The 19,037-nt window shown below is 72.5% G+C and carries 16 protein-coding genes; 14 read left to right on the top strand and 2 right to left on the bottom strand.

Features of this window, described 5'->3' with window-relative positions:
• The first annotated feature begins 167 nt into the window (after positions 1–167).
• The 12 genes from OG490_RS14920 to OG490_RS14865 all read left to right on the top strand — a co-directional run bounded on the left by OG490_RS14920 (position 168) and on the right by OG490_RS14865 (position 15,280).
• Positions 168–545, top strand: coding sequence for a hypothetical protein (locus tag OG490_RS14920; protein WP_330300933.1), 378 nt, complete (start codon positions 168–170; stop codon positions 543–545).
• A gap of 10 nt (positions 546–555) precedes the next feature.
• The gene (locus tag OG490_RS14915) at positions 556–1,434 is read left to right on the top strand and encodes a TatD family hydrolase (RefSeq protein ID WP_330296771.1); all 879 of its coding nucleotides are present in this window, start codon (positions 556–558) and stop codon (positions 1,432–1,434) included.
• A 156-nt stretch (positions 1,435–1,590) separates the two neighbouring features.
• Positions 1,591–3,198 carry a ubiquitin-like domain-containing protein gene (locus tag OG490_RS14910; RefSeq protein WP_330296770.1) on the top strand — a complete coding sequence of 536 codons (1,608 nt, stop codon included), beginning with the start codon at positions 1,591–1,593 and terminating at the stop codon, positions 3,196–3,198.
• A complete protein-coding gene (gene rsmA, locus OG490_RS14905) occupies positions 3,195–4,106 on the top strand; it encodes a 16S rRNA (adenine(1518)-N(6)/adenine(1519)-N(6))-dimethyltransferase RsmA (protein WP_330296769.1) in 912 nt (303 codons plus the stop codon). Before OG490_RS14910 ends, rsmA begins: the two co-directional genes overlap by 4 nt.
• A complete protein-coding gene (locus OG490_RS14900) occupies positions 4,103–4,999 on the top strand; it encodes a 4-(cytidine 5'-diphospho)-2-C-methyl-D-erythritol kinase (RefSeq protein WP_330296768.1) in 897 nt (298 codons plus the stop codon). The genes rsmA and OG490_RS14900 overlap by 4 nt, the downstream gene beginning before the upstream one ends.
• A 159-nt stretch (positions 5,000–5,158) precedes the next feature.
• Complete coding sequence (locus OG490_RS14895) at positions 5,159–6,526, top strand: acyltransferase family protein (RefSeq protein WP_330296767.1); 1,368 nt, start codon at positions 5,159–5,161, stop codon at positions 6,524–6,526.
• Positions 6,527–6,554: 28 nt separating this feature from the next.
• Positions 6,555–8,354, top strand: a complete 1,800-nt coding sequence (locus tag OG490_RS14890) for an ABC-F family ATP-binding cassette domain-containing protein (RefSeq protein ID WP_330296766.1) — start codon at positions 6,555–6,557, stop codon at positions 8,352–8,354.
• A 152-nt stretch (positions 8,355–8,506) separates the two neighbouring features.
• The gene (locus tag OG490_RS14885) at positions 8,507–10,210 is read left to right on the top strand and encodes an outer membrane protein assembly factor BamB family protein (protein WP_330296765.1); all 1,704 of its coding nucleotides are present in this window, start codon (positions 8,507–8,509) and stop codon (positions 10,208–10,210) included.
• A gap of 55 nt (positions 10,211–10,265) precedes the next feature.
• Complete coding sequence (locus OG490_RS14880; RefSeq protein ID WP_330296764.1) at positions 10,266–12,068, top strand: outer membrane protein assembly factor BamB family protein; 1,803 nt, start codon at positions 10,266–10,268, stop codon at positions 12,066–12,068.
• Positions 12,069–12,217: 149 nt separating this feature from the next.
• The gene (locus tag OG490_RS14875) at positions 12,218–12,907 is read left to right on the top strand and encodes a response regulator transcription factor (RefSeq protein WP_330300932.1); all 690 of its coding nucleotides are present in this window, start codon (positions 12,218–12,220) and stop codon (positions 12,905–12,907) included.
• Positions 12,908–13,003: 96 nt separating this feature from the next.
• Positions 13,004–13,990, top strand: coding sequence for a UDP-glucose 4-epimerase GalE (gene galE, locus OG490_RS14870; protein ID WP_330296763.1), 987 nt, complete (start codon positions 13,004–13,006; stop codon positions 13,988–13,990).
• 489 nt (positions 13,991–14,479) lie between these two features.
• Positions 14,480–15,280, top strand: coding sequence for a response regulator transcription factor (locus tag OG490_RS14865; protein WP_330296762.1), 801 nt, complete (start codon positions 14,480–14,482; stop codon positions 15,278–15,280).
• Here the strand turns inward: OG490_RS14865 and OG490_RS14860 are convergent.
• Positions 15,239–15,736 (bottom strand): MarR family winged helix-turn-helix transcriptional regulator, encoded by a 498-nt coding sequence (locus tag OG490_RS14860; protein ID WP_330296761.1) that lies wholly within the window; start codon positions 15,734–15,736, stop codon positions 15,239–15,241. The genes OG490_RS14865 and OG490_RS14860 overlap by 42 nt on opposite strands.
• Positions 15,737–15,897: 161 nt before the next feature.
• Here OG490_RS14860 and OG490_RS14855 point away from each other — a divergent pair, with 161 nt between their 5' ends.
• Both OG490_RS14855 and OG490_RS14850 read left to right on the top strand, forming a co-directional pair.
• Positions 15,898–16,758 (top strand): trans-aconitate 2-methyltransferase, encoded by an 861-nt coding sequence (locus OG490_RS14855; RefSeq protein ID WP_330296760.1) that lies wholly within the window; start codon positions 15,898–15,900, stop codon positions 16,756–16,758.
• Between the two features lie 2 nt (positions 16,759–16,760).
• On the top strand, positions 16,761–17,126 hold the full coding sequence (locus tag OG490_RS14850; RefSeq protein WP_330296759.1) for a VOC family protein: 366 nt from the start codon (positions 16,761–16,763) through the stop codon (positions 17,124–17,126).
• A gap of 78 nt (positions 17,127–17,204) precedes the next feature.
• Here the strand turns inward: OG490_RS14850 and OG490_RS14845 are convergent, their stop codons facing one another.
• Complete coding sequence (locus OG490_RS14845) at positions 17,205–18,968, bottom strand: FG-GAP repeat domain-containing protein (protein ID WP_330300931.1); 1,764 nt, start codon at positions 18,966–18,968, stop codon at positions 17,205–17,207.
• Between the last annotated feature and the right edge of the window lie 69 nt (positions 18,969–19,037).

The following is a 19,037-nucleotide window of genomic DNA, read 5'->3' as shown; positions in this document are numbered from 1 at the left end:
GAGGCGTCCACTGGCAATGCACCAGTGGAACAAGAGGAGCTGGCATGAGTGAGATCGCCGAACCCCCGGTACCCGTCGCCGCACCCACCGCGCCCACCGCAACCGCAGTACCCACCGCGACCGCTTCCGCAGTGCCGACCGTGCACGAGGCGTACGCCTTCGCGTGCATGAAGTGCGGATACGGCTGGGAGCAGGGATACGAGATCGAGCACCACGTCGACGGCATGGGACACCCGTTCATCGTCTACACCGTGAACGGGGAGCGGGTTCCGTCGCCGCTGTCCAACCCGACCTGCATGAACTGCGGCGGCCACGTGGTGCGCATCATGCGGGAGGGGCAGGTCAAGTCGGTCCTCGGAATGATCGACCAGCTCTACCACCACCGCGCCGCCCCCGGCATCGCCGGACCGGTGCCCGCGGGATACGAGGCCTCGAAAACCCCGAAGCAGCGCAGGGCCGGCCCGGCGCACGCGAGCCCCGGACCGGTACCGATGGAACGGCGCGGGCTGATGGCCCGGCTCCTCGGGTTCTTCCGCCGGTCATAAGATCGGCCGTATGAGCCGTAGTACGTCGAACGACGCGCCGCCCCCGTTGCCCGAACCGCTCCGGGTGGCGGTCGCCGACTCCCACACCCACCTGGACATGCAGTCCGGCACCGTCGAGGAAGGCCTGGCCAAGGCCGCCTCCGTCGGCGTGACCACGGTCGTGCAGGTGGGCTGCGACGTGAAGGGCTCCCGCTGGGCGGCCGAGACCGCCGCCGCCTACGAGAACGTCCACGCGGCCGTGGCCCTGCACCCCAACGAAGCCCCCCGCATCGTTCACGGGGACCCCGACGGCTGGTCCCGCCAGGGCGCCCGGCAGGGCGGCGGGGAAGCCGCCCTCGACGAGGCGCTCGCCGAGATCGAAGCGCTCGCGCAGCTGGCGCACGTCAAGGCGGTCGGCGAGACCGGGCTGGACTTCTTCCGGACCGGACCGGAGGGAATGGCCGCGCAGGAGCGTTCCTTCCGCGCCCACATCGAGATCGCCAAGCGGCAGGGCAAGGCCCTGGTCATCCACGACCGCGAGGCCCACGCGGACGTGCTGCGCGTGCTGCGCGAGGAGGGCGCGCCCGAGCGGACCGTCTTCCACTGCTACTCCGGAGACGCCGACATGGCCCGGGAGTGCGCGGCCGCCGGGTACTACATGTCCTTCGCGGGAACCGTCACCTTCAAGAACGCCCAGCCGCTGCGCGACGCGCTCGCCGTGGCCCCGCTGGAACTGGTCCTCGTGGAGACCGACGCCCCCTACCTCACCCCGGCCCCCTACCGTGGACGGCCCAACGCCCCGTACCTCATTCCGCTGACGGTCCGGGCCATGGCCGCGGTCCGCGGGATCGACGAGGACGCCATGGCCACGGCCCTGGCATCGAACACGGCACGCGCCTTCGACTACTGAGGCCGTTTTCCGCCCGGCTCCGCCCCCGTGCGGAGCCGGGGACCGATGCTCTCACCCGTTCGCCACAGTACGTAGCCGTCCCGCTTTGTTGCGTGACATCCGCTCCGCTAGGGTGCCGTGCCCGAAGCAGCGGGACGGACCAGGGGAGCGAGCGTCATGAGCGATACCCGAGAGGCCTGGCCGGCCGGTGGACGGGATCCCTGGGCTCCGGATCCGGACCCGGGAACCGCGGGCGTCGTCGGCTGGGCGGACGCGATGGCCGCCCAGGCCGTGGCCGCGCCGCTCGAGCAGCCGCCGGGCACGGCCGCGGCGGACCTGGCCCCGAGCCCGTACGCGGACCCGTACGCGGATTCCTACGCCGACCCCGACCCGCACCCGGACCCCCGCCCGGAGCCCGGGGTGCCCGCCCCACGCGGAGGCTCGCGACGGCGCAGGGCGGCCGCACCCGTGCCGGACACCGCCCCGCCACCGGAGCCCGCCACCGCGCCCGGCACCGGCCGCCGCAGGGGCGGACTCGACACGGTGCCCGCCCCGGCGGGCCCCGGGCCCGGCCCCGGCAGCGGGCGCCGTCGGGCGGCCGGCGAAGCGGTGGTGGCCCCGGCGGGTCCCGGGCGGCGGCGGGGGACCGACCGCGAGCGGCGGCGACGGCAGGCGGGCACGGGCGGAGCCTCCCTCGAGAGCTGGCGGCGGATCGTGCCGCAGGCGCTGGTCGTGGCGTTCCTGGCGGGCGGCACCACCGCCTTCGTCGCCGCCGACAAGGAGGTGCGCCTCACCGTGGACGGGGTCCCGCAGACCCTGCACACCTTCGCCGGCGACGTCGACACCCTGCTCGCCGCCCAGCGGCTCGGCGTCGGCCCCCACGACCTCGTCGCCCCGGCCGGCCGCACGGCCCTCGACGACGGCGACGAGATCGTCGTCCGCTACGGCCGCCCGCTGCGCCTGACCCTCGACGGGCAGCGCCGCGAGGTGTGGACCACCGCCCGCACCGTGGACGGGGCTCTGCGCCAGCTCGGGATCCGCGCCGAGGGCGCCTACCTCTCGGCCCCCCGCGCCGCCACCGTCCCCCGCACCGGCTTGGACCTCGCCGTCCGCACCGAACGCAGCATCACCTTCATGGCCGACGGCCGCGAGAGCACCATCCGCACCAACGCCGCCACCGTCCAGGAGGCCCTGGACCAGGCCGGGATCACGCTCCACGGCGAGGACACCACCTCGGTGCCCCCCGGCGCCTACCCCCGCGACGGCCAGACCGTCACGGTGCTCCGCATCACCGGCACCCGCGAAGTCCGCGAGGAACGCATCCCGTACGAGACCGAGACGGTCAAGGACCCCGCCCTCTTCGCCGGCACCGAAGTCGTCGAACGCGCCGGGCGGCCCGGGGCGCGCAGGGTCACGTACGGCCTGCGGACCGTCAACGGCGTCCGCCAGAAGCCCCGCAAGCTCGCCGAGGAGACCGTCCGCGAGCCCGTCACCCAGCTCGTCAAGGTCGGCACCAAGCCGCTGCCGGACTCCGTCGAGGGCGCGGACGGCCTGGACTGGAGCGCGCTGGCCCGGTGCGAATCCGGCGGCCGCCCCGGCGCCACCGACGCGTCGGGGACCTACGGGGGGCTCTACCAGTTCGACGTCCAGACCTGGCAGTCCCTCGGCGGCAGCGGCCGCCCCCAGGACGCCCCGGGCCAGGAACAGACGTTCCGCGCGAAGAAGCTCTACGTGCAGCGGGGGGCGAGTCCGTGGCCGCACTGCGGCCGTACCCTTTATCGGTGAGCACCGCAGAGCAGCAGCCCGAGCCCGACCAGCCCGAGACCCCCACCGCCCTCCTCGGCGCGGCCGACATCCGGGAGCTGGCCGCCGTACTCGGCGTACGGCCGACGAAGCAGAAGGGCCAGAACTTCGTCATCGACGCCAACACGGTGCGCCGCATCGTGCGCACCGCCGGGGTACGGCCGGACGACGTGGTCGTCGAGGTCGGTCCGGGCCTCGGCTCGCTGACGCTCGCGCTGCTGGAGGCCGCCGACCGGGTCGTCGCCGTGGAGATCGACGACATCCTGGCCGCCGCGCTGCCCGCCACCATCGAAGCGCGGATGCCCGAGCGCAAGGACCGCTTCGCGCTGGTCCACTCCGACGCGATGCTGGTGAAGGAACTGCCCGGCCCGGCGCCGACCGCGCTCGTCGCCAACCTCCCGTACAACGTGGCCGTGCCGGTGCTGCTGACCATGCTCGACCGCTTCCCGAGCATCGAGCGGACCCTGGTGATGGTGCAGGCGGAGGTCGCCGACCGGCTCGCCGCCAAGCCCGGCAACAAGGTCTACGGGGTCCCCTCGGTCAAGGCCAACTGGTACGCGGACGTCAAGCGGGCCGGCTCCATCGGCCGCAACGTCTTCTGGCCCGCGCCGAACGTCGACTCCGGCCTCGTCTCGCTCGTACGCCGCGCGGAGCCGGTCAAAACCACCGCCACCAAGTCCGAGGTCTTCGCCGTGGTCGACGCCGCCTTCGCGCAGCGCCGCAAGGGCCTGCGCGCCGCGCTGGCCGGCTGGGCCGGCTCCGCGGCGGGCGCCGAGGCCGCGCTGATCGCGGCCGGGATCGCCCCGCTGGCGCGCGGCGAGTCCCTGACCGTCGAGGAGTTCGCGGCGATCGCCGAGCACAAGCCGCCGGCGGAGAGGCCGGCCCTGTGAGCAGCGCGGTCACCGTACGGGTCCCCGCGAAGGTCAACGTCCAGCTGGCGGTGGGCGCGGCGCGGGCCGACGGCTTCCACGACCTGGCCAACGTCTTCCTCGCGGTCTCGCTGTACGACGAGGTGACGGCGGCCCCGGCCGCCGAGCTGACGGTGAGCTGCGCGGGCCCGGACGCGGACCAGGTCCCGCTGGACCGCACCAACCTCGCGGCCCGGGCGGCGGAGATCCTGGCGGCGAGGAACGGCCTGGCCCCGGACGTCCACCTGCACATCGACAAGCGGATCCCGGTCGCGGGCGGCATGGCGGGCGGCAGCGCGGACGGGGCGGCCGCCCTCCTCGCCTGCGACGCGCTCTGGGGTCTGAAGACCCCGCCCGAGGAGCTCCTGGCGATCTGCGCGGAGCTCGGCAGCGACGTGCCGTTCAGCCTGGTCGGCGGGGCGGCGCTGGGCACCGGGCGCGGGGAGATCCTGACCCCGGTGGCGGCCGGAGCCTTCCACTGGGTGTTCGCGGTCGCCGACGGCGGTCTCTCCACCCCGGCGGTGTTCCGCGAGTTCGACCGCCTCACCGCCGGTACGCAGGTCCCCGCACCGGAAGCCTCCCCGGCGCTGCTGGCCGCCCTGGCCTCCGGCGACCCGGACGCCCTGGCGGCGACCCTGGCCAACGGCCTCCAGCCCGCGGCCCTTTCGCTGCGCCCGCAACTGGCCGACACCCTGGCCGCGGGCACGGACGCGGGAGCCCTGGCCGGCCTGGTCTCCGGCTCGGGCCCCACGACGGCCTTCCTGGTCCGCGACGCGGAGTCGGCGGCAAAGGTAGCGGCCGCCCTGGAAGCCTCCGGCACCTGCCGCAGCACGCACACGGCAACCAGCCCGGCCCCGGGCGCGACGCTGCTCTGAGCATTTTCAGCCCCTCCGGCGTTTGAGGAGCGGGGTCCGGGGCGGAGCCCCGGGGAACGGCGGAAGGGCGGGGAGGGGCAGGCCCCGCGCAGCGGTACTCACCCCGAAGTGAGTAGCCGAGCCCTGTTCCCGCCGAGCCCCACGCGGGACCGTAAGGCCATGGGAGCCACCGCAAGCGAAATCGCCGCAGCCACCCCCGCCGCACGGGACCGTTACGTGGACCTGCTCAGGGTCGCCTCGCTCGGGACCGTGATCGCCGGGCACTGGCTGATGGCCGCGGTCAGCGGCGACGGCATAGGGAACCTGCTCGCGATCGTGGAGCCGCTCCAGGTGCTCACCTGGGGGCTGCAGGTCATGCCGGTCTTCTTCTTCGTCGGAGGGTTCTCGCACGCCCTCTCCTACCGCTCCCTCGCCCGCAGGACCGAGGGGCCCGTCTACGCCGCCTTCCTGCGGGCGCGGCTGCGCCGGCTGCTGCGGCCCACGCTCGTCTTCGTCGCCGTCTGGACGGGCTTCGCGCTCACCGTGCAGCTGCTCGGCGGTGGCGGCGGGCGGCTGTCGGGGGCCGCGCTGCGCCTGGTCACGCAGCCGTTGTGGTTCATCGGGATCTACCTCGCGATGGTCGCCTTCACCCCGCCCCTGCTCAGGCTCCACCAGAGGTGGGGGTGGGGCGCGTTCGGAGCGCTGGCCGGGGCCGCCGCCCTCGTCGACCTGCTGCGGTTCGCGGGCGGGGTCCCGTACGTGGAGTTCCTGAACTTCGCCTTCGTCTGGCTCGCCGTCCACCAGCTCGGCTTCCTGCGCGCCGACGGCCGCATCCGGCGCCCCGGCGCCCTCGCCGCCGCCGGACTGGCCGGGGCCGTCGCGCTCGTGGCGTACGGGCCGTACCCGCTTTCCATGGTCGGGATGCCCGGCGAGAAGGTCTCCAACATGGCCCCGCCCACCCTCGCCCTGCTCGCACACGGGATCTGGCTCGTCGGGGCGGTGGAACTGCTCAAGGCCCCCGCGACCGCCTGGCTGGCCCGGCCCCGCGTGTGGCGCCGGGTGGTCGCCGCCAACGGGGTGGCCATGACCGCCTTCCTCTGGCACCTCACCGCGATGCTCGCCGTCTACGCGGCCCAGCTCGGCCTCGGGCTCCGGCTGCCCGAGCCCGCCGGAGCCCTCTGGTGGGCCCAGGTGCCGGTGCGGTTCGCGGCGGCCGCCGCGCTGACCGGCGCACTCGTGGCGCTCTTCCGCCGCTTCGAGGCCCCGGCCGCCAGCAGCGGTCCGGCCGCCGGCACGAGCAGCGGTACGGGCCGCGGTCCGGGCCGCGCCGCCACCGGCTCCGGCCCCCGCGCGGCCCTGGGGACCGCCCTCTGCCTGCTCGGGATCCTCGGCTTGTCCTCGACCGGCCTCGGCGGGCTCCTGCACGGGCACAGCGCCACGCTGATCGCCGTCCCGGTCACCGCCCCGGCGGCGATCGCGATGGCACTGGGCGGCTGGCTCCTGGTCGAACGCTCGGGCACTTCCCGGACGGTTAGGCTGGGGAGCTGATCCACCCCCCTTCCCTGGAGCGCTCCTGATGGCCGTCAACCTGGTCAATGTCGAGGCAGTCAGCAAGGTGTACGGAACCCGTACCCTGCTCGACGGCATCTCCCTCGGCGTATCGGAGGGGGACCGGATCGGTGTCGTCGGCCGCAACGGCGACGGCAAGACCACCCTCATCCGGATGCTCGCCAAGCTGGAGGAACCGGACACCGGCCGGGTCACCCAGTCGGGCGGGCTGCGCATGGGCGTCCTCACCCAGCACGACTCCCTGGACCCCAAGGCCACCGTCCGGCACGAGATCATCGGGGACATGGCCGACCACGAGTGGGCCGGCAACGCCAAGATCCGCGACGTGCTGACCGGACTCTTCGGCGGGCTGGACCTGCCCGGCTTCGGACAGGGCCTCGACACCGTCATCGGCCCGCTCTCCGGCGGTGAGCGCCGCCGCATCGCGCTCGCCCAGCTCCTCATCGCCGACCAGGAACTCCTCGTACTCGACGAGCCCACCAACCACCTCGACGTCGAGGGCATCTCCTGGCTGGCCAAGCACCTCCAGGAGCGCCGCTCCGCGCTCGTCTGCGTCACCCACGACCGGTGGTTCCTCGACCAGGTCTGCACCCGCATGTGGGACGTGCAGCGCGGTGACGTCCACGAGTACGAGGGCGGCTACAGCGACTACGTCTTCGCCCGCGCCGAGCGCGACCGCATCGCCGCCACCGAGGAGTCCAAGCGCCAGAACCTGATGCGCAAGGAGCTGGCCTGGCTGCGCCGCGGCGCCCCGGCGCGGACCTCCAAGCCGCGCTACCGCATCGAGGCCGCCAACGAGCTGATCGCCGACGTGCCGCCGCCGCGCGACAAGTCCGCGCTGATGAAGTTCGCCAACGCACGCCTGGGCAAGACGGTGTTCGACCTGGAGGACGTGACCGTCCAGGCCGGGCCCAAGACCCTCCTCAAGCACCTGACCTGGCACCTCGGCCCCGGCGACCGCGTGGGTCTCGTCGGCGTCAACGGCGCCGGCAAGACCTCCCTGCTGCGCGCCCTCGGCGAGGCCGCCCGCACCCAGGGCGAGGTCCAGCCGGCCGCCGGCACCGTGACCGTCGGCAAGACGGTCAAGCTGGCCTACCTCTCTCAGGAGGTCGGCGAACTCGACCCGTCCCTGCGGGTCCTGGAGGCCGTGCAGCGCGTGCGCGACCGGGTCGACCTCGGCCAGGGCCGGGAGATGACGGCGGGCCAGCTGTGCGAGCAGTTCGGTTTCACCAAGGAGAAGCAGTGGACGCCGGTCGGCGACCTCTCCGGTGGTGAGCGGCGCCGGCTGCAGATCCTGCGCCTGCTGATGGACGAGCCCAACGTCCTCTTCCTCGACGAGCCCACCAACGACCTCGACATCGAGACCCTGACCCAGCTGGAGGACCTCCTCGACGGCTGGCCCGGGTCGATGATCGTGATCTCGCACGACCGGTTCTTCATCGAGCGCACCACCGACACGGTGATGGCCCTGCTCGGAGACGCGAGCCTGCGGATGCTGCCGCGCGGCCTCGACGAGTACCTGGAGCGCCGCCAGAAGATGATCGAGGCGGCCTCCCCGGCCCCCGCCGCGGGCTCCGCGGCCAAGTCCTCCTCCTCCGGGGACTCCCGCGCCGCGAAGAAGGAACTGCAGAAGATCGAGCGGCAGCTCAACAAGATGTCGGACCGCGAGAGCAGCCTGCACGCGCAGATCGCCGAGAACTCCACCGACTTCGACAAGGTCGCCAAGCTCGACGCGGAACTGCGGGAACTCATCTCGAACCGGGACGAGTTGGAGATGCGCTGGCTGGAGCTGGCCGAGGAGGCGTAGGTTCCGCCCCCGCCGGCCCCAACTGGCCGGATAACGACGGCATCACGGGCCGGTCCTCCCTTGGGAACAGGGGGTGACCGGCCCGGCGCTTTTCTCGCCGTCAGTGATAGAAAGGTCATCCTCCCACCACCCGAATCCGAAGGTATGCGCTGATGACCGAGCCGCCCCAGCCGCCGAACCAGCCGCCGTCACCTTCGGGTTACGGGCACCTGCCCGGACCGCCGCAGCCGGGTTACGGGTATCCGCCGCAGCAGGGCGAGAACCCGTACGCCCAGCAGCCCCAGCAGGCGCCGCAGGGTCCGTACGGCCAGCAGCCGCCCCAGGCGCCGCAGGGCCCGTACGGCCAGCAGCCCCCCGGCGGCTACGGCTTCCCGCCGCCGCCCCCCGGCATGCCCCCGATGCCGCCCGTGCAGCCGGGCCCGTCCTCGTCGCAGGGCAAGAAGCGCAACGTGGTGATCGCGGCGGCCGTCGCCGGCGTGCTCCTCCTGGGCACCGGCGGCTACTTCCTCTTCACGGGCGACAGCAAGGGCAAGGACCATCCCGTCGCGCAGGACTCCACGGCGCCCGCCGACGACAAGGCCTCCCCGTCCCCTTCCGTGGACAAGGGCGACGGCAGCGGCAACGGCAGCGGCGACAACGAGGACCTCAACGCCGGGCGCAAGCCGGGCGAGGACAAGGTCCTCTGGTTCAAGACCAGCAAGATCGACGGCCCGGGTGCGGGCGTGGACGCCAAGGGCCAGTGGGTCGTCGGCGACACCGTCGTCAAGACCGCCTGGAAGACGATCACCGGTTACACGGTCGCGGACGGCAAGCAGAAGTGGACCCTGACCCTGCCCACCGCGATCTGCTCGGTCACCGACGGCACCACCGAGGACGGCAAGACCGTCGTCATGTACAAGGACGGCGAGTCCGACAGCGCCACCTGCAACCAGATGCGGATGATCGACCTCAAGGCCGGCAAGGAGGGGTGGTCGCACGAGGTTCCCAAGGAGGGCCTCTTCGACATCTTCACCACCCCCGACCTCGCCCTCACCGGGGACGCCCTCGTCGTCAACCGGATGGGCATGAGCAGCGCCTTCAAGGTCAGCACGGGGGACAAGCTCTTCGACAACAAGCGCGACGAGGGCTGCCAGCCCGGCGACTTCGCCGCCGCCAACGGCAAGATGCTCGCCGTCGCCACCTGCCAGGACGCCGACAAGACCGTCGAGGTCATGGACGCGAACCCGGCCACCGGCAAGAACACCTGGATCTACAAGCTCCCCAAGGGCTTCGACGTCAAGACCGTCTACTCGCTCGACCCGATCGTCCTCGACATCGGCAACAGCGCGAAGGAACGCTCCATCGTGGTCCTGGGCCCCGACGGCAAGCAGCGCGCCACCGTCTCCGGCGAGGGCAGCTTCCCGGTCGGCTGCGGCGGCCTCTTCGGCGGCTCCTTCGGCCGCGGCCTGCAGAGTTGCGGCTCCTCCTACGTGGACGCGAACACCCTCTACCTGCCGACCTCGGCCGATGTGGGCAAGGCGAACGAGATCGTCGCCTTCGACCTGACCACCGGCAAGCAGAAGTGGCGCACCCCGGCCGGTGACGGCCGCACCATCACCCCGCTCAAGGCCGCGGGCGGCCAGGTGGTCGTCTACCGCAGGGCGGACAGCGACAAGGGCGGCGAGGTCCTCACGATCCCGGCCGCCGGAGGCACCCCCACGGTGGTCCTGCGCAACCCCTCCGGGGCCTCCGCCCCCGTCGAGAGCTCTTTCTTCGCCCCGAAGGTGGCCTACGCGGACGGACGGCTCTTCCTCTCCGTCGACCACCTCACGGCCCAGAACAAGGACGAGAAGTTCCTGATGGTCTTCGGCAAGTGAGCCATTCCCAGCGAACGAGTCCGCCGAGCCGCCCACCGAGAGGCAGTAGCACCAGATGAGTACCCCGCCGCCCCCCAGTCAGCCGCCGTCCGGCGGTTTCGGCGCGCCCGAGGACCCCCGGCAGGGCGGCTTCGGCGCCACCCCGCCGGCGCCCCCCGTGCCGCCGGCCATGCCCCCGGCGCCCCCGCAGCAGCCGGCCCAGCCGCCGACGGTCCCGGCCGGGCAGCCCGCGCCGGGTGCGCCGCCCGCCGCGCCCGCGCCCGGTGCGCCGGCCGTCGCGCCCGGTGCGTCGTCCGCCGAGCCCGCGTACGGGTATCCGCAGGCGGCCTACGGCTACCCGCAGGAGCAGCAGCCCGCCACCACGCCCATGTACGCGGCCCAGCCCGCGGGCGCGGCCGGCGGCACGGGCTCCGGCGGCGGCAACGAGGTCCGCACCCAGCTGATGATCGTCGGCGCGGCCGTCCTGGCCATCGTCCTCATCGTCGCGGGCGGCTTCTGGTACACCTCCGGCGACGGCAAGGACGGCGGCACGCAGCCCGTCGCCGACGGCACGGCCAGCCCGGGCACCGGCGGCGACAAGCCGGGCGCCGGCGGCAGCGAGAAGGTGCCCGCCAGCACCAAGTCCAAGACGCTGTTCAACCTCCCGATGCCGGCCTCGGACGACATCGTCCAGATCCCGGGCTCCTGGGTGACCGACTCCACCTACGTCAAGTCGGACGTGTCCAAGGTGGTCGGCTACAACCTCGCCGACGGCGCCAAGAAGTGGGAGACCCCGCTCAACGCGAACGTCTGCGGCGCCAGCCGCTTCTCCTCCGACAACAAGGCCGCGATCCTCTTCGACGCGGCCCTGCCGACGGCGGACAAGAAGTACCAGCCGTGCAACCAGGTCGGCGTCATCGACCTGATCAGCGGCAAGCTCCTGTGGTCCGGCACCGCCAAGTCCCAGACCGGCGGCGACAAGCCCGTCACCTTCGACGAGATCACCGTCAGCGGCCAGACCGTGGCCGCGGGCGGCACCTCCGGCGGCGCCGCCTGGAACCTCGCCGACGGCAAGCCGCTGTGGGCGCCCAAGACCGACACCGACAACTGCGAGGACCTCGGCTACGGCGGCGGCCCCGCCCTCGCCGCGATCCGCCGGTGCGGCCAGTACCCGAACTACACGATGTACGCGCAGGCCCTCGACCCGGTCACGGGCGCGCAGAAGTCCTCGTACAAGCTCTCCGCGGGCATCGAGTACGGCAAGATCGTCTCCACCAAGCCGCTGATCGTCGCGGCGGACGTCAACAACACCGCCAAGAACGCCTCGGGCGTCAGCGACCTGTTCGTCATCGACGACGGGGGCCAGCTCAAGGCGCACATCCCCCTCACCTCGGGCAACTACGCCATGAAGTGCGGCAGCACCGAGGTCGAGGACTGCCGCCTCGCCGTCGTCGGCAACGGCAAGCTCTACCTGCCGACCGAGGACCACAAGGGCAAGGCCGAGTACGGGGACACCAACGAGCTCGTCTCCTTCGACCTGGAGACCGGCAAGCAGACGGCCGACCGCGCCGACGCGGGCGAGCGCTACTCGATGGTGCCGCTGCGGATGGACGGGTCGAACGTCATCGCCTACAAGGCCCCGCCCTACGACGGCGGCGGCCAGGTGGTCTCCATCGACGGCAAGACGATGAAGGAGACCGTCCTCATGCAGAATCCGGCGACCAAGGAATCCCAGCGCGCGGAGTCCCAGTACCTGGTGGACAGCGGGGAGTACCTCTTCCACAACGGCAGGCTGTTCATCGCGCGCAATGCCGTGATGACGAAGTCCACCGTGGCCACCGACCCGTACTACTCCTTCGTCTCCTTCGCGACGAGCTGACCCGCGGCACGTTCCGCTTCAACGTTCCGCTTCACCCCCGGAGCCCCCGGAAGGTCCGTCCTTCCGGGGGCTTCTGCGCGGTATCCGCACCACACCGTCGAACAAGCGTGTAGCTTGCCGGGTCAGAAGGGTCGGGGGTGGGTGCCTCAATGGGCGTACGGGTCATGGTGGTCGACGAGCACCGGCTACTGGCCGAGGCGCTCGCCTCGGCCCTGAAACTGCGCGGCCACCGGGTCCTGGCGGCCGCCGCCCCGGCCGCGGGCGCCGCCGAACTGGTCATCAGCCGGGCCCCGGAGGTCTGCCTGCTGGGCACCGCCACCCCCGCCGAGCCGGGGGTCTTCGAGCCGATCGTCCGGATCAAGCGGGAGCGTCCGCAGATCGCCGTGGTCGTCCTGGGGCCGGTGCCGAGCCCGCGCGGCATCGCGGCGGCCTTCGCCGCGGGCGCCTCGGGGTACGTGCGCCACGACGAGCGCATCGAGGGCGTGGAGCGGGCCCTGGCCAAGGCCCGGGCCGGGGAAGTGGCCATCGCCCCGCAGCTGTTGCAGGGGGCGTTCGCCGAACTCCTCAACCCCTCGGCCCAGCCCGACGACGAGGGCGGCAGGCTGCTGCGGCTGCTCACCCCGCGGGAGGTGGAGGTCCTGGTCCGGGTCGCGGAGGGCGAGGACACCCGGCTGATCGCCGCGGGCATGGCCATCGCGCCGAGCACCGCGCGCACGCACGTGCAGCGGGTGCTGATGAAGCTGGGCGTGGGCTCCCGGCTGGAGGCGGCCGCGCTGGCCGCCCGTACCGGGCTGCTCGACCGGGCCGTACTGCCGCGACCCGGGGCCGCTTCCCTCTGATGCGGTCCGCGGATTTCCCCGACGGGGCGAGATCGGGTAAGCCGGTCACCAGCATGCGTACCGTGCATGCGGTCCCCGGCGAGAGGCAGTAGGCACGTGAGTGAGACGGCGTCTTCCAAATACCTGGTCACCGGCGGAGCCGGATACGTGGGCGGCGTGGTCGCCGCCCATCTCCTGGAGGCGGGCCACGAGGTCACGGTCCTCGACGACCTCTCCACCGGATTCCGCGAAGGGGTGCCGGCCGGCGCCACGTTCGTCGAGGGCCGGATCCAGGACGCGGCCGAGCACCTGGACCCCTCCTACGACGCGGTCCTGCACTTCGCGGCCTCCTCGCAGGTGGGCGAGTCCGTGGCGAACCCCGGCAAGTACTGGGCGAACAACGTCGGCGGCACCATCGCCCTGCTGGCCGCGATGCGCGAGGCGGGCGTGGCCAAGCTGGTGTTCTCCTCCACCGCCGCGACCTACGGGGAACCGCGCGGCGACGGACCCCTCAGCGAGTCCTCGGTGACCGCGCCGACCAACCCGTACGGGGCTTCGAAGCTGGCCGTCGACCACATGATCGCGGGGGAGTGCGCGGCCCACGGCCTCGCGGCGGTCTCCCTGCGCTACTTCAACGTGGCGGGCGCCTACGGGCGGTTCGGCGAGCGCCACGACCCCGAATCGCACCTGATCCCGCTGGTCCTGCAAGTGGCCCTGGGCGAGCGGGAGTCGATCTCGGTGTTCGGGGAGGACTACCCGACCCCGGACGGCACCTGCGTGCGCGACTACATCCACGTCGCCGACCTGGCGGAGGCCCACCTGGCCGCCCTGCGGGTCGCCGCTGCCGGGGAGCACCTGGTGTGCAACCTCGGCAACGGCAGCGGGTTTTCGGTCCGCGAGGTCATCGAGGCCGTCCGCAAGGTCACCGGCAAGGAGATCCCCGAGGTCCTCGCCCCGCGCCGGGCCGGCGACCCGGCGGTGCTCGTCGCCTCCGCCCGGACGGCCCACGAGCGCCTCGGCTGGACCCCGAGCCGCTCGGACCTCACCGGGATCGTGACGGACGCCTGGGACTTCCTGCGCGCCCACCGCGCCCGAACCAGCTGATTCCTTACGAGGCTTCGGGCACCCCGGTGCCCGCGCGCCCCCGTGCCCGCACGCCTTCCGGCGTCGGCGCGGGGGCGTGTGCGTGTTCGCGGTGCGCCGTGAGCGGGCGCTGTGCGCGGGCGCCCAGCGTGCACACGCCGGGTGAAATGCACCCCGTGCAACTGCCCGTGGCACACCCCGGTCCGGAATGCCTCTTCCGGGCTTTGCGGGCAGTCGATTTCAAGCCATCACAAAGCTCCCCGGAGGACGCCCCGCCGGAAAATCCCTCGAAAAACTTCTGCAATTCGGCCAACCACGAGACGCCCCCGGCCCTACGCTGATGCGTGACACCGGTGGGGGCCGGTGTTGATTCAGGGGTCGAGACAAGTCGGGTACGACGTCCGGTCCGGGGTAGTGCAGATATGTCACGGCGGCGGCCGCGGCGACTGCGGATCACCCGGTCCGGGCGCCGTACCCGCAGCTGTCCGTTCCCCGACCCTTGGGGGTTTTGTGGTCCGTATCCGGGTACTCGTGGTCGACGATCACCGCATCTTCGCCGAATCTCTCGCCGCCGCACTCGCGGCCGAACCGGACGTGGACGTGTCCGCGGCCGGCAGCGGCCCGGCCGCGCTGCGCTGCCTCGAACGCGCCGTCACCGAGGGCCGCCGCTTCGACGTGCTCCTGGTCGACGCCGACCTGACCGCCGCCGCCGGAGCCGTCCCCGCCCAGCGGGAGGCCGGTTCCGGGCCGCAGCCGCCCGGCGCCGACGGGATCGCACTGGTGGCGGGCGTGCGGGTCTCGCACCCCGGGGTCCGGGCGGTGGTCCTCGCCGAGCGCGACGACCCGCGCCGGGCCGCCCTCGCACTCCAGGCAGGGGCCTCCGGGTGGGTGGCGAAGGACTGCTCGCTCTCGCGGCTCCTCGCCGTCATCCGCGGAGTCCTGCGCGAGGAGACGCACCTTCCGCCCGCGCTGCTCACCGGAGTGCTCCGTGAACTGACCGCGGCACGAAAGCACCGTACGGACAGCGAACGGCTCGTGGAGTCCCTGACGCCGCGGGAGCACGAGGTGCTGCGCTGCATGGTCGCCGGGCTGGGCCGCAAGGACGTGGCCGCGCGGCTGTTCCTCTCCCCGCACACGGTCCGCACCCACATGCAGAACGTGCTGGGCAAGCTCGGCGTCCACTCCACGCTCGCGGCGGTCGCCCTGGCCAGGCGGGCCGGCGTACGCCCCGCGGACCTGCCCGGACTGCCCGGCATGCCGGGCCCCGGGCTAGCCGGGGAGGTTGTCGAACGGAGCGGTCAACTGGCGTAGCAGCGCGGCGAGATCGCCACGCTGGGTACGCGAGAGCTGGGCCAGGATCGCCCGCTCCTGGGCCAGCAGCCCGGCGAGCGCCTGGTCGGCGCGGTCGCGGCCCTCGGGAGTGAGCCGGACGAGGACCCCGCGCCGGTCGCTGGGGTCGGGCAGCCGCTCGACGAGGCCCTTCTTGGCGAGCCGGTCGATGCGGTTGGTCATGGTGCCGGAGGTGACCAGGGTTTGGGTCAGCAGTTGGCCGGGGGAGAGCTGGTAGGGCGCTCCCGCGCGCCGCAGCGAGGTCAGCACATCGAACTCCCACGGCTCCAGGCCGTGCTCGGAGAAGGCCAGCCTGCGGGCGCGGTCGAGGTGGCGCGCGAGCCTGCTGACGCGGCTGAGCACCTCGAGTGGTTCCACGTCGAGGTCAGGGCGTTCCCGCCGCCATGCCGCGACCAGTCGGTCGACCTCGTCCTCCATGTCGATCAGTGTAAAGGGTCTGTCGACATGAAGTCTCTTCAAATCGAGTATCTCGAGATCGTGTATCTTGACGTCAAGATATATTCTGCGCCAGCATGGGGCATGGAGGGGGCCGGAGCGGCTTCCGCTTCCGACCGCATTGCCAGCAAGGAGGCTCGAACATGCATTCCGACACCGCATCCGCCAGCGTGCCCACAGCGCCCACGGCGCCCACAGCACCCACCTGGGACCCGCAGCAATACCTCCGGCACGCCGGACACCGGGCCAGGCCCTTCCTCGATCTCCTGACCCGCATACCGGAGCTCCCCTCCAGGCCGGCCCGGGTCGCCGACCTCGGCTGCGGCCCCGGCAACGTCACCGCGCTCATCGCCGACCGCTGGCCCGAGGCCCGCATCACCGGATACGACCTCTCCCCGGAGATGCTCGACCGCGCGAGCGCCGAGTACGCCGGCCCCACCAGCGGTGGCGGCCGGCTCGACTTCCGCCACGGAGACCTGGCCGACTGGGTCCCCGAGGAGCCCTACGACCTGATCGTCTCCAACGCCGCCCTCCAATGGGTCCCGGGCCACCCCGGATCCTTCGCCGCCTGGATCAACGGACTGCGCCCCGGCGGCACCTTCGCCTTCCAGATCCCCGGCAACTTCACCGCCCCCAGCCACCGGATCCTCGCCGAGCTGTGCGACACCCCGCGCTGGCGGGCCCGGCTGGCCGGACACGGGGCCCGCTACATCCACATCCTCGAACCGGCCGGATACCTGGAGCGGTTCACCGAGCTCGGCTGCGACGCCGACGTCTGGGAGACCACCTACTACCAGCTGCTCGAAGGCCCCGACCCGGTGCTGGACTGGGTCAAGGGCACCGCGCTGAGGCCCGTCCTGACCGCACTGGGCGAGGACCGCGAAGCCGTGGACGTCTTCCTCGCGGAGTACCGCACCCTGCTGCGCCACGCCTACCCGCCGGGCCCGCGCGGCACCGTCTTCCCCTTCCGGCGGATCTTCGCCGTAGCCCGCAAGGAGGCCTGACCATGCTCGCCGCGGTCGACCACGTACAGCTCGCCGTGCCGCCCGGATCGGAGGACCGGCTGCGCACGTACTACATCCACGTGCTCGGTATGACCGAGATACCCAAGCCACCGGTGCTCGCGGCCCGCGGAGGCTGCTGGTTCGCCGCCGGGCCCGTCCAGCTCCACCTCGGCGTCGAGGAGGACTTCCGGCCAGCCCGCAAGGCCCACCCGGGGCTCAGGGTCGACGGCATCGAGGCGTACGCGAGCAGACTGGAGGAACGCGGCGCCGAGGTCGTCTGGGACCACGACCTCCCGGGCCACCGCCGCTTCTACTCCGAGGACCCGGTCGGCAACCGGCTCGAGTTCCTGGAGCCGCTGACCGGCTGACGGGCAGCGGCGCACACACGACGGCGCCCCGTCACCGGATCTCCGGTGACGGGGCGCCGTCGTGTGGTGCGGGAGCGCTTAGAAGAGCTCGCCGTAGGTGTTCCAGCCGCCACCGACGACGGCGCGGTCCGAGAAGGTGCTCAGACCCTGCAGACCGGTCGCCGCGTAGCGGTAGGCGGTACCCGAGGAGTCGACGGCCAGCAGGTCGCCGCGGCCGTCACCGGTGATGTCACCGACGGCGGCGAGCTTGTTGAAGCTGTTCCAGCCGCCGGAGCCGATCTGCACGCGATCGGTGAGCGGAGCGGAGCCGGAGCCGGTGCCCGGGTAGACCCACAGCTTGCCGTCGGTGCCGCGGGCCAGCAGGTCCGCGCGGCCGTCACCGGTGAAGTCACCGGCGCCGAGGAGCTTGTTGTAGGAGCCCCAGCCGCCGCCGACGCGGATGCGGTCGGCGAAGTTCTGGGCGTTGCCCTGGCTCGGGTAGAGCCACAGGACGTTCGAGTTGTCCAGGGCGAGGAGGTCGCCGTAGCCGTCGTTGTCCAGGTCGCCGACGCCGAGGAGGGACTTGTAGATGCCCCAGCCGCCGCCGATCGTGCCGTTCGGGCCGTACAGGACGCCGTCGTAGGTCAGCAGCAGGTGGCCGTGGTCGGCCTTGGACAGCGAGGACGCGAGGGTCAGGCCGAAGTCCAGGTCGTATTCGCCCGCGTCGCCGATCTGCTCGCGGTCGACGAAGTTGCCGTTCTGCTTGCCGAGGTAGGCGTACAGGGAGCCGCCGGCGGTGCGCCCGAAGACCTCGCCCTTGCCGTGGTCGGCGATGGCGCCCTGGCCGGCCAGCAGGTCGGTGTACTCCCAGTCGCTGCCGAACCGCACGCGGTCGCCGAGCTGGCCGTTGCCCAGGCTCGGGTACAGGTAGGCGGTGCCGCTCAGCTCGCGGGCGAGGACCCAGGTCTTGCCGCCCTTGTCGACGAGCGGGCTGAGCTGGTTGTACATCGTCCAGCCCGAGCCGGTCTTCACGCCGTCGGCGAAGGGGGAGCCGATGTTCCCCGTGCCCGCGTAGAAGTACATCGCGCCGGTGGGCGTCGTGGCCAGCACGTCCGCGATGCCGTCGGCGTTGTAGTCGGCGCCGCCGAGGATCTGGTCGAACATGCCCCAGCCGGAGCCGACCTGGACGCGGCCGTCGTACGGGGTGTCGGACCCGGCCCGGCCGTTGCCCGGGTACAGGTAGAGCGTCCCGTTGGGGGTGCGGGCCAGCAGGTCGGCGTTGCCGTCGCCGGTCAGGTCGCCCGCGGCGATGAGCTTGTTGTACGCGTTCCAGCCGCGGCTGGACCACGTCACGCCGGTCGTGCCGATCGTGGACCCGGCCTCGGTCATGGAGAGCGTGCCGTTGACCGACAGGGTCAGCAGTTCCGGATACCCGTTGTGGTTGAGGTCGCCGGCCGGGAGGAGGTCCTTGAAGGCGTCCTGGTAGTCGGCCTTCGAGACGTTGAACTTTTCGTCGGCGACGGACGAGCTCGACTGGGCCAGGTAGGTGGCGCCGCCGATGGTGCGGTAGACGATGTCGTCCGCACCGTCGTGGTCCACGTCGAACCGGGCCGGGACGGTCTTGCCGACCGTGGCCGTGGCCGGAGCGTCGGCGCCGCGCTGGAGCTGCTGCTTGGACGGGGTGCCGGCCGTGGGCGCGGCCTTCGGCAGTTCGCCGTGGCCGCGCATGTCGACCTTGGGCAGCGGGCGCTCGGTCACCGGCTTCGGTACGCCGTCGGCGGACGCGGGGCCCGCCAGGAGCATGCCCGCCGCGAGGGCGATGGCGGTGGAGGCCGCGAGTCGGGCGGAGCGCTTGGGGCGCATGAAAGACAAGAGGTCTCCCTGTTGGAAAAGCAGGCGAAACCGGGTTGAAGGCGCTCGTGCAGGGCGCGC

Source organism: Streptomyces sp. NBC_00503 (assembly GCF_036346895.1).
Lineage (GTDB): Bacteria > Actinomycetota > Actinomycetes > Streptomycetales > Streptomycetaceae > Streptomyces.
The sequence above is the reverse complement of the archived record's forward strand: the minus strand, read 5'-3'. Positions and strand labels throughout refer to the sequence as shown.

Coding starts and splice junctions, on each gene's coding strand:
- OG490_RS14875 (WP_330300932.1), top strand. CDS start 12,218: ATGGGCGTACGGGTCATGGTGGTCGACGAGCACCGGCTACTGGCCGAG.
- OG490_RS14910 (WP_330296770.1), top strand. CDS start 1,591: ATGAGCGATACCCGAGAGGCCTGGCCGGCCGGTGGACGGGATCCCTGG.
- OG490_RS14890 (WP_330296766.1), top strand. CDS start 6,555: ATGGCCGTCAACCTGGTCAATGTCGAGGCAGTCAGCAAGGTGTACGGA.
- OG490_RS14855 (WP_330296760.1), top strand. CDS start 15,898: ATGCATTCCGACACCGCATCCGCCAGCGTGCCCACAGCGCCCACGGCG.
- OG490_RS14895 (WP_330296767.1), top strand. CDS start 5,159: ATGGGAGCCACCGCAAGCGAAATCGCCGCAGCCACCCCCGCCGCACGG.
- OG490_RS14880 (WP_330296764.1), top strand. CDS start 10,266: ATGAGTACCCCGCCGCCCCCCAGTCAGCCGCCGTCCGGCGGTTTCGGC.
- OG490_RS14885 (WP_330296765.1), top strand. CDS start 8,507: ATGACCGAGCCGCCCCAGCCGCCGAACCAGCCGCCGTCACCTTCGGGT.
- OG490_RS14845 (WP_330300931.1), bottom strand. CDS start 18,968: ATGCGCCCCAAGCGCTCCGCCCGACTCGCGGCCTCCACCGCCATCGCC.
- OG490_RS14915 (WP_330296771.1), top strand. CDS start 556: ATGAGCCGTAGTACGTCGAACGACGCGCCGCCCCCGTTGCCCGAACCG.
- OG490_RS14860 (WP_330296761.1), bottom strand. CDS start 15,736: ATGGAGGACGAGGTCGACCGACTGGTCGCGGCATGGCGGCGGGAACGC.
- OG490_RS14850 (WP_330296759.1), top strand. CDS start 16,761: ATGCTCGCCGCGGTCGACCACGTACAGCTCGCCGTGCCGCCCGGATCG.
- OG490_RS14920 (WP_330300933.1), top strand. CDS start 168: ATGAAGTGCGGATACGGCTGGGAGCAGGGATACGAGATCGAGCACCAC.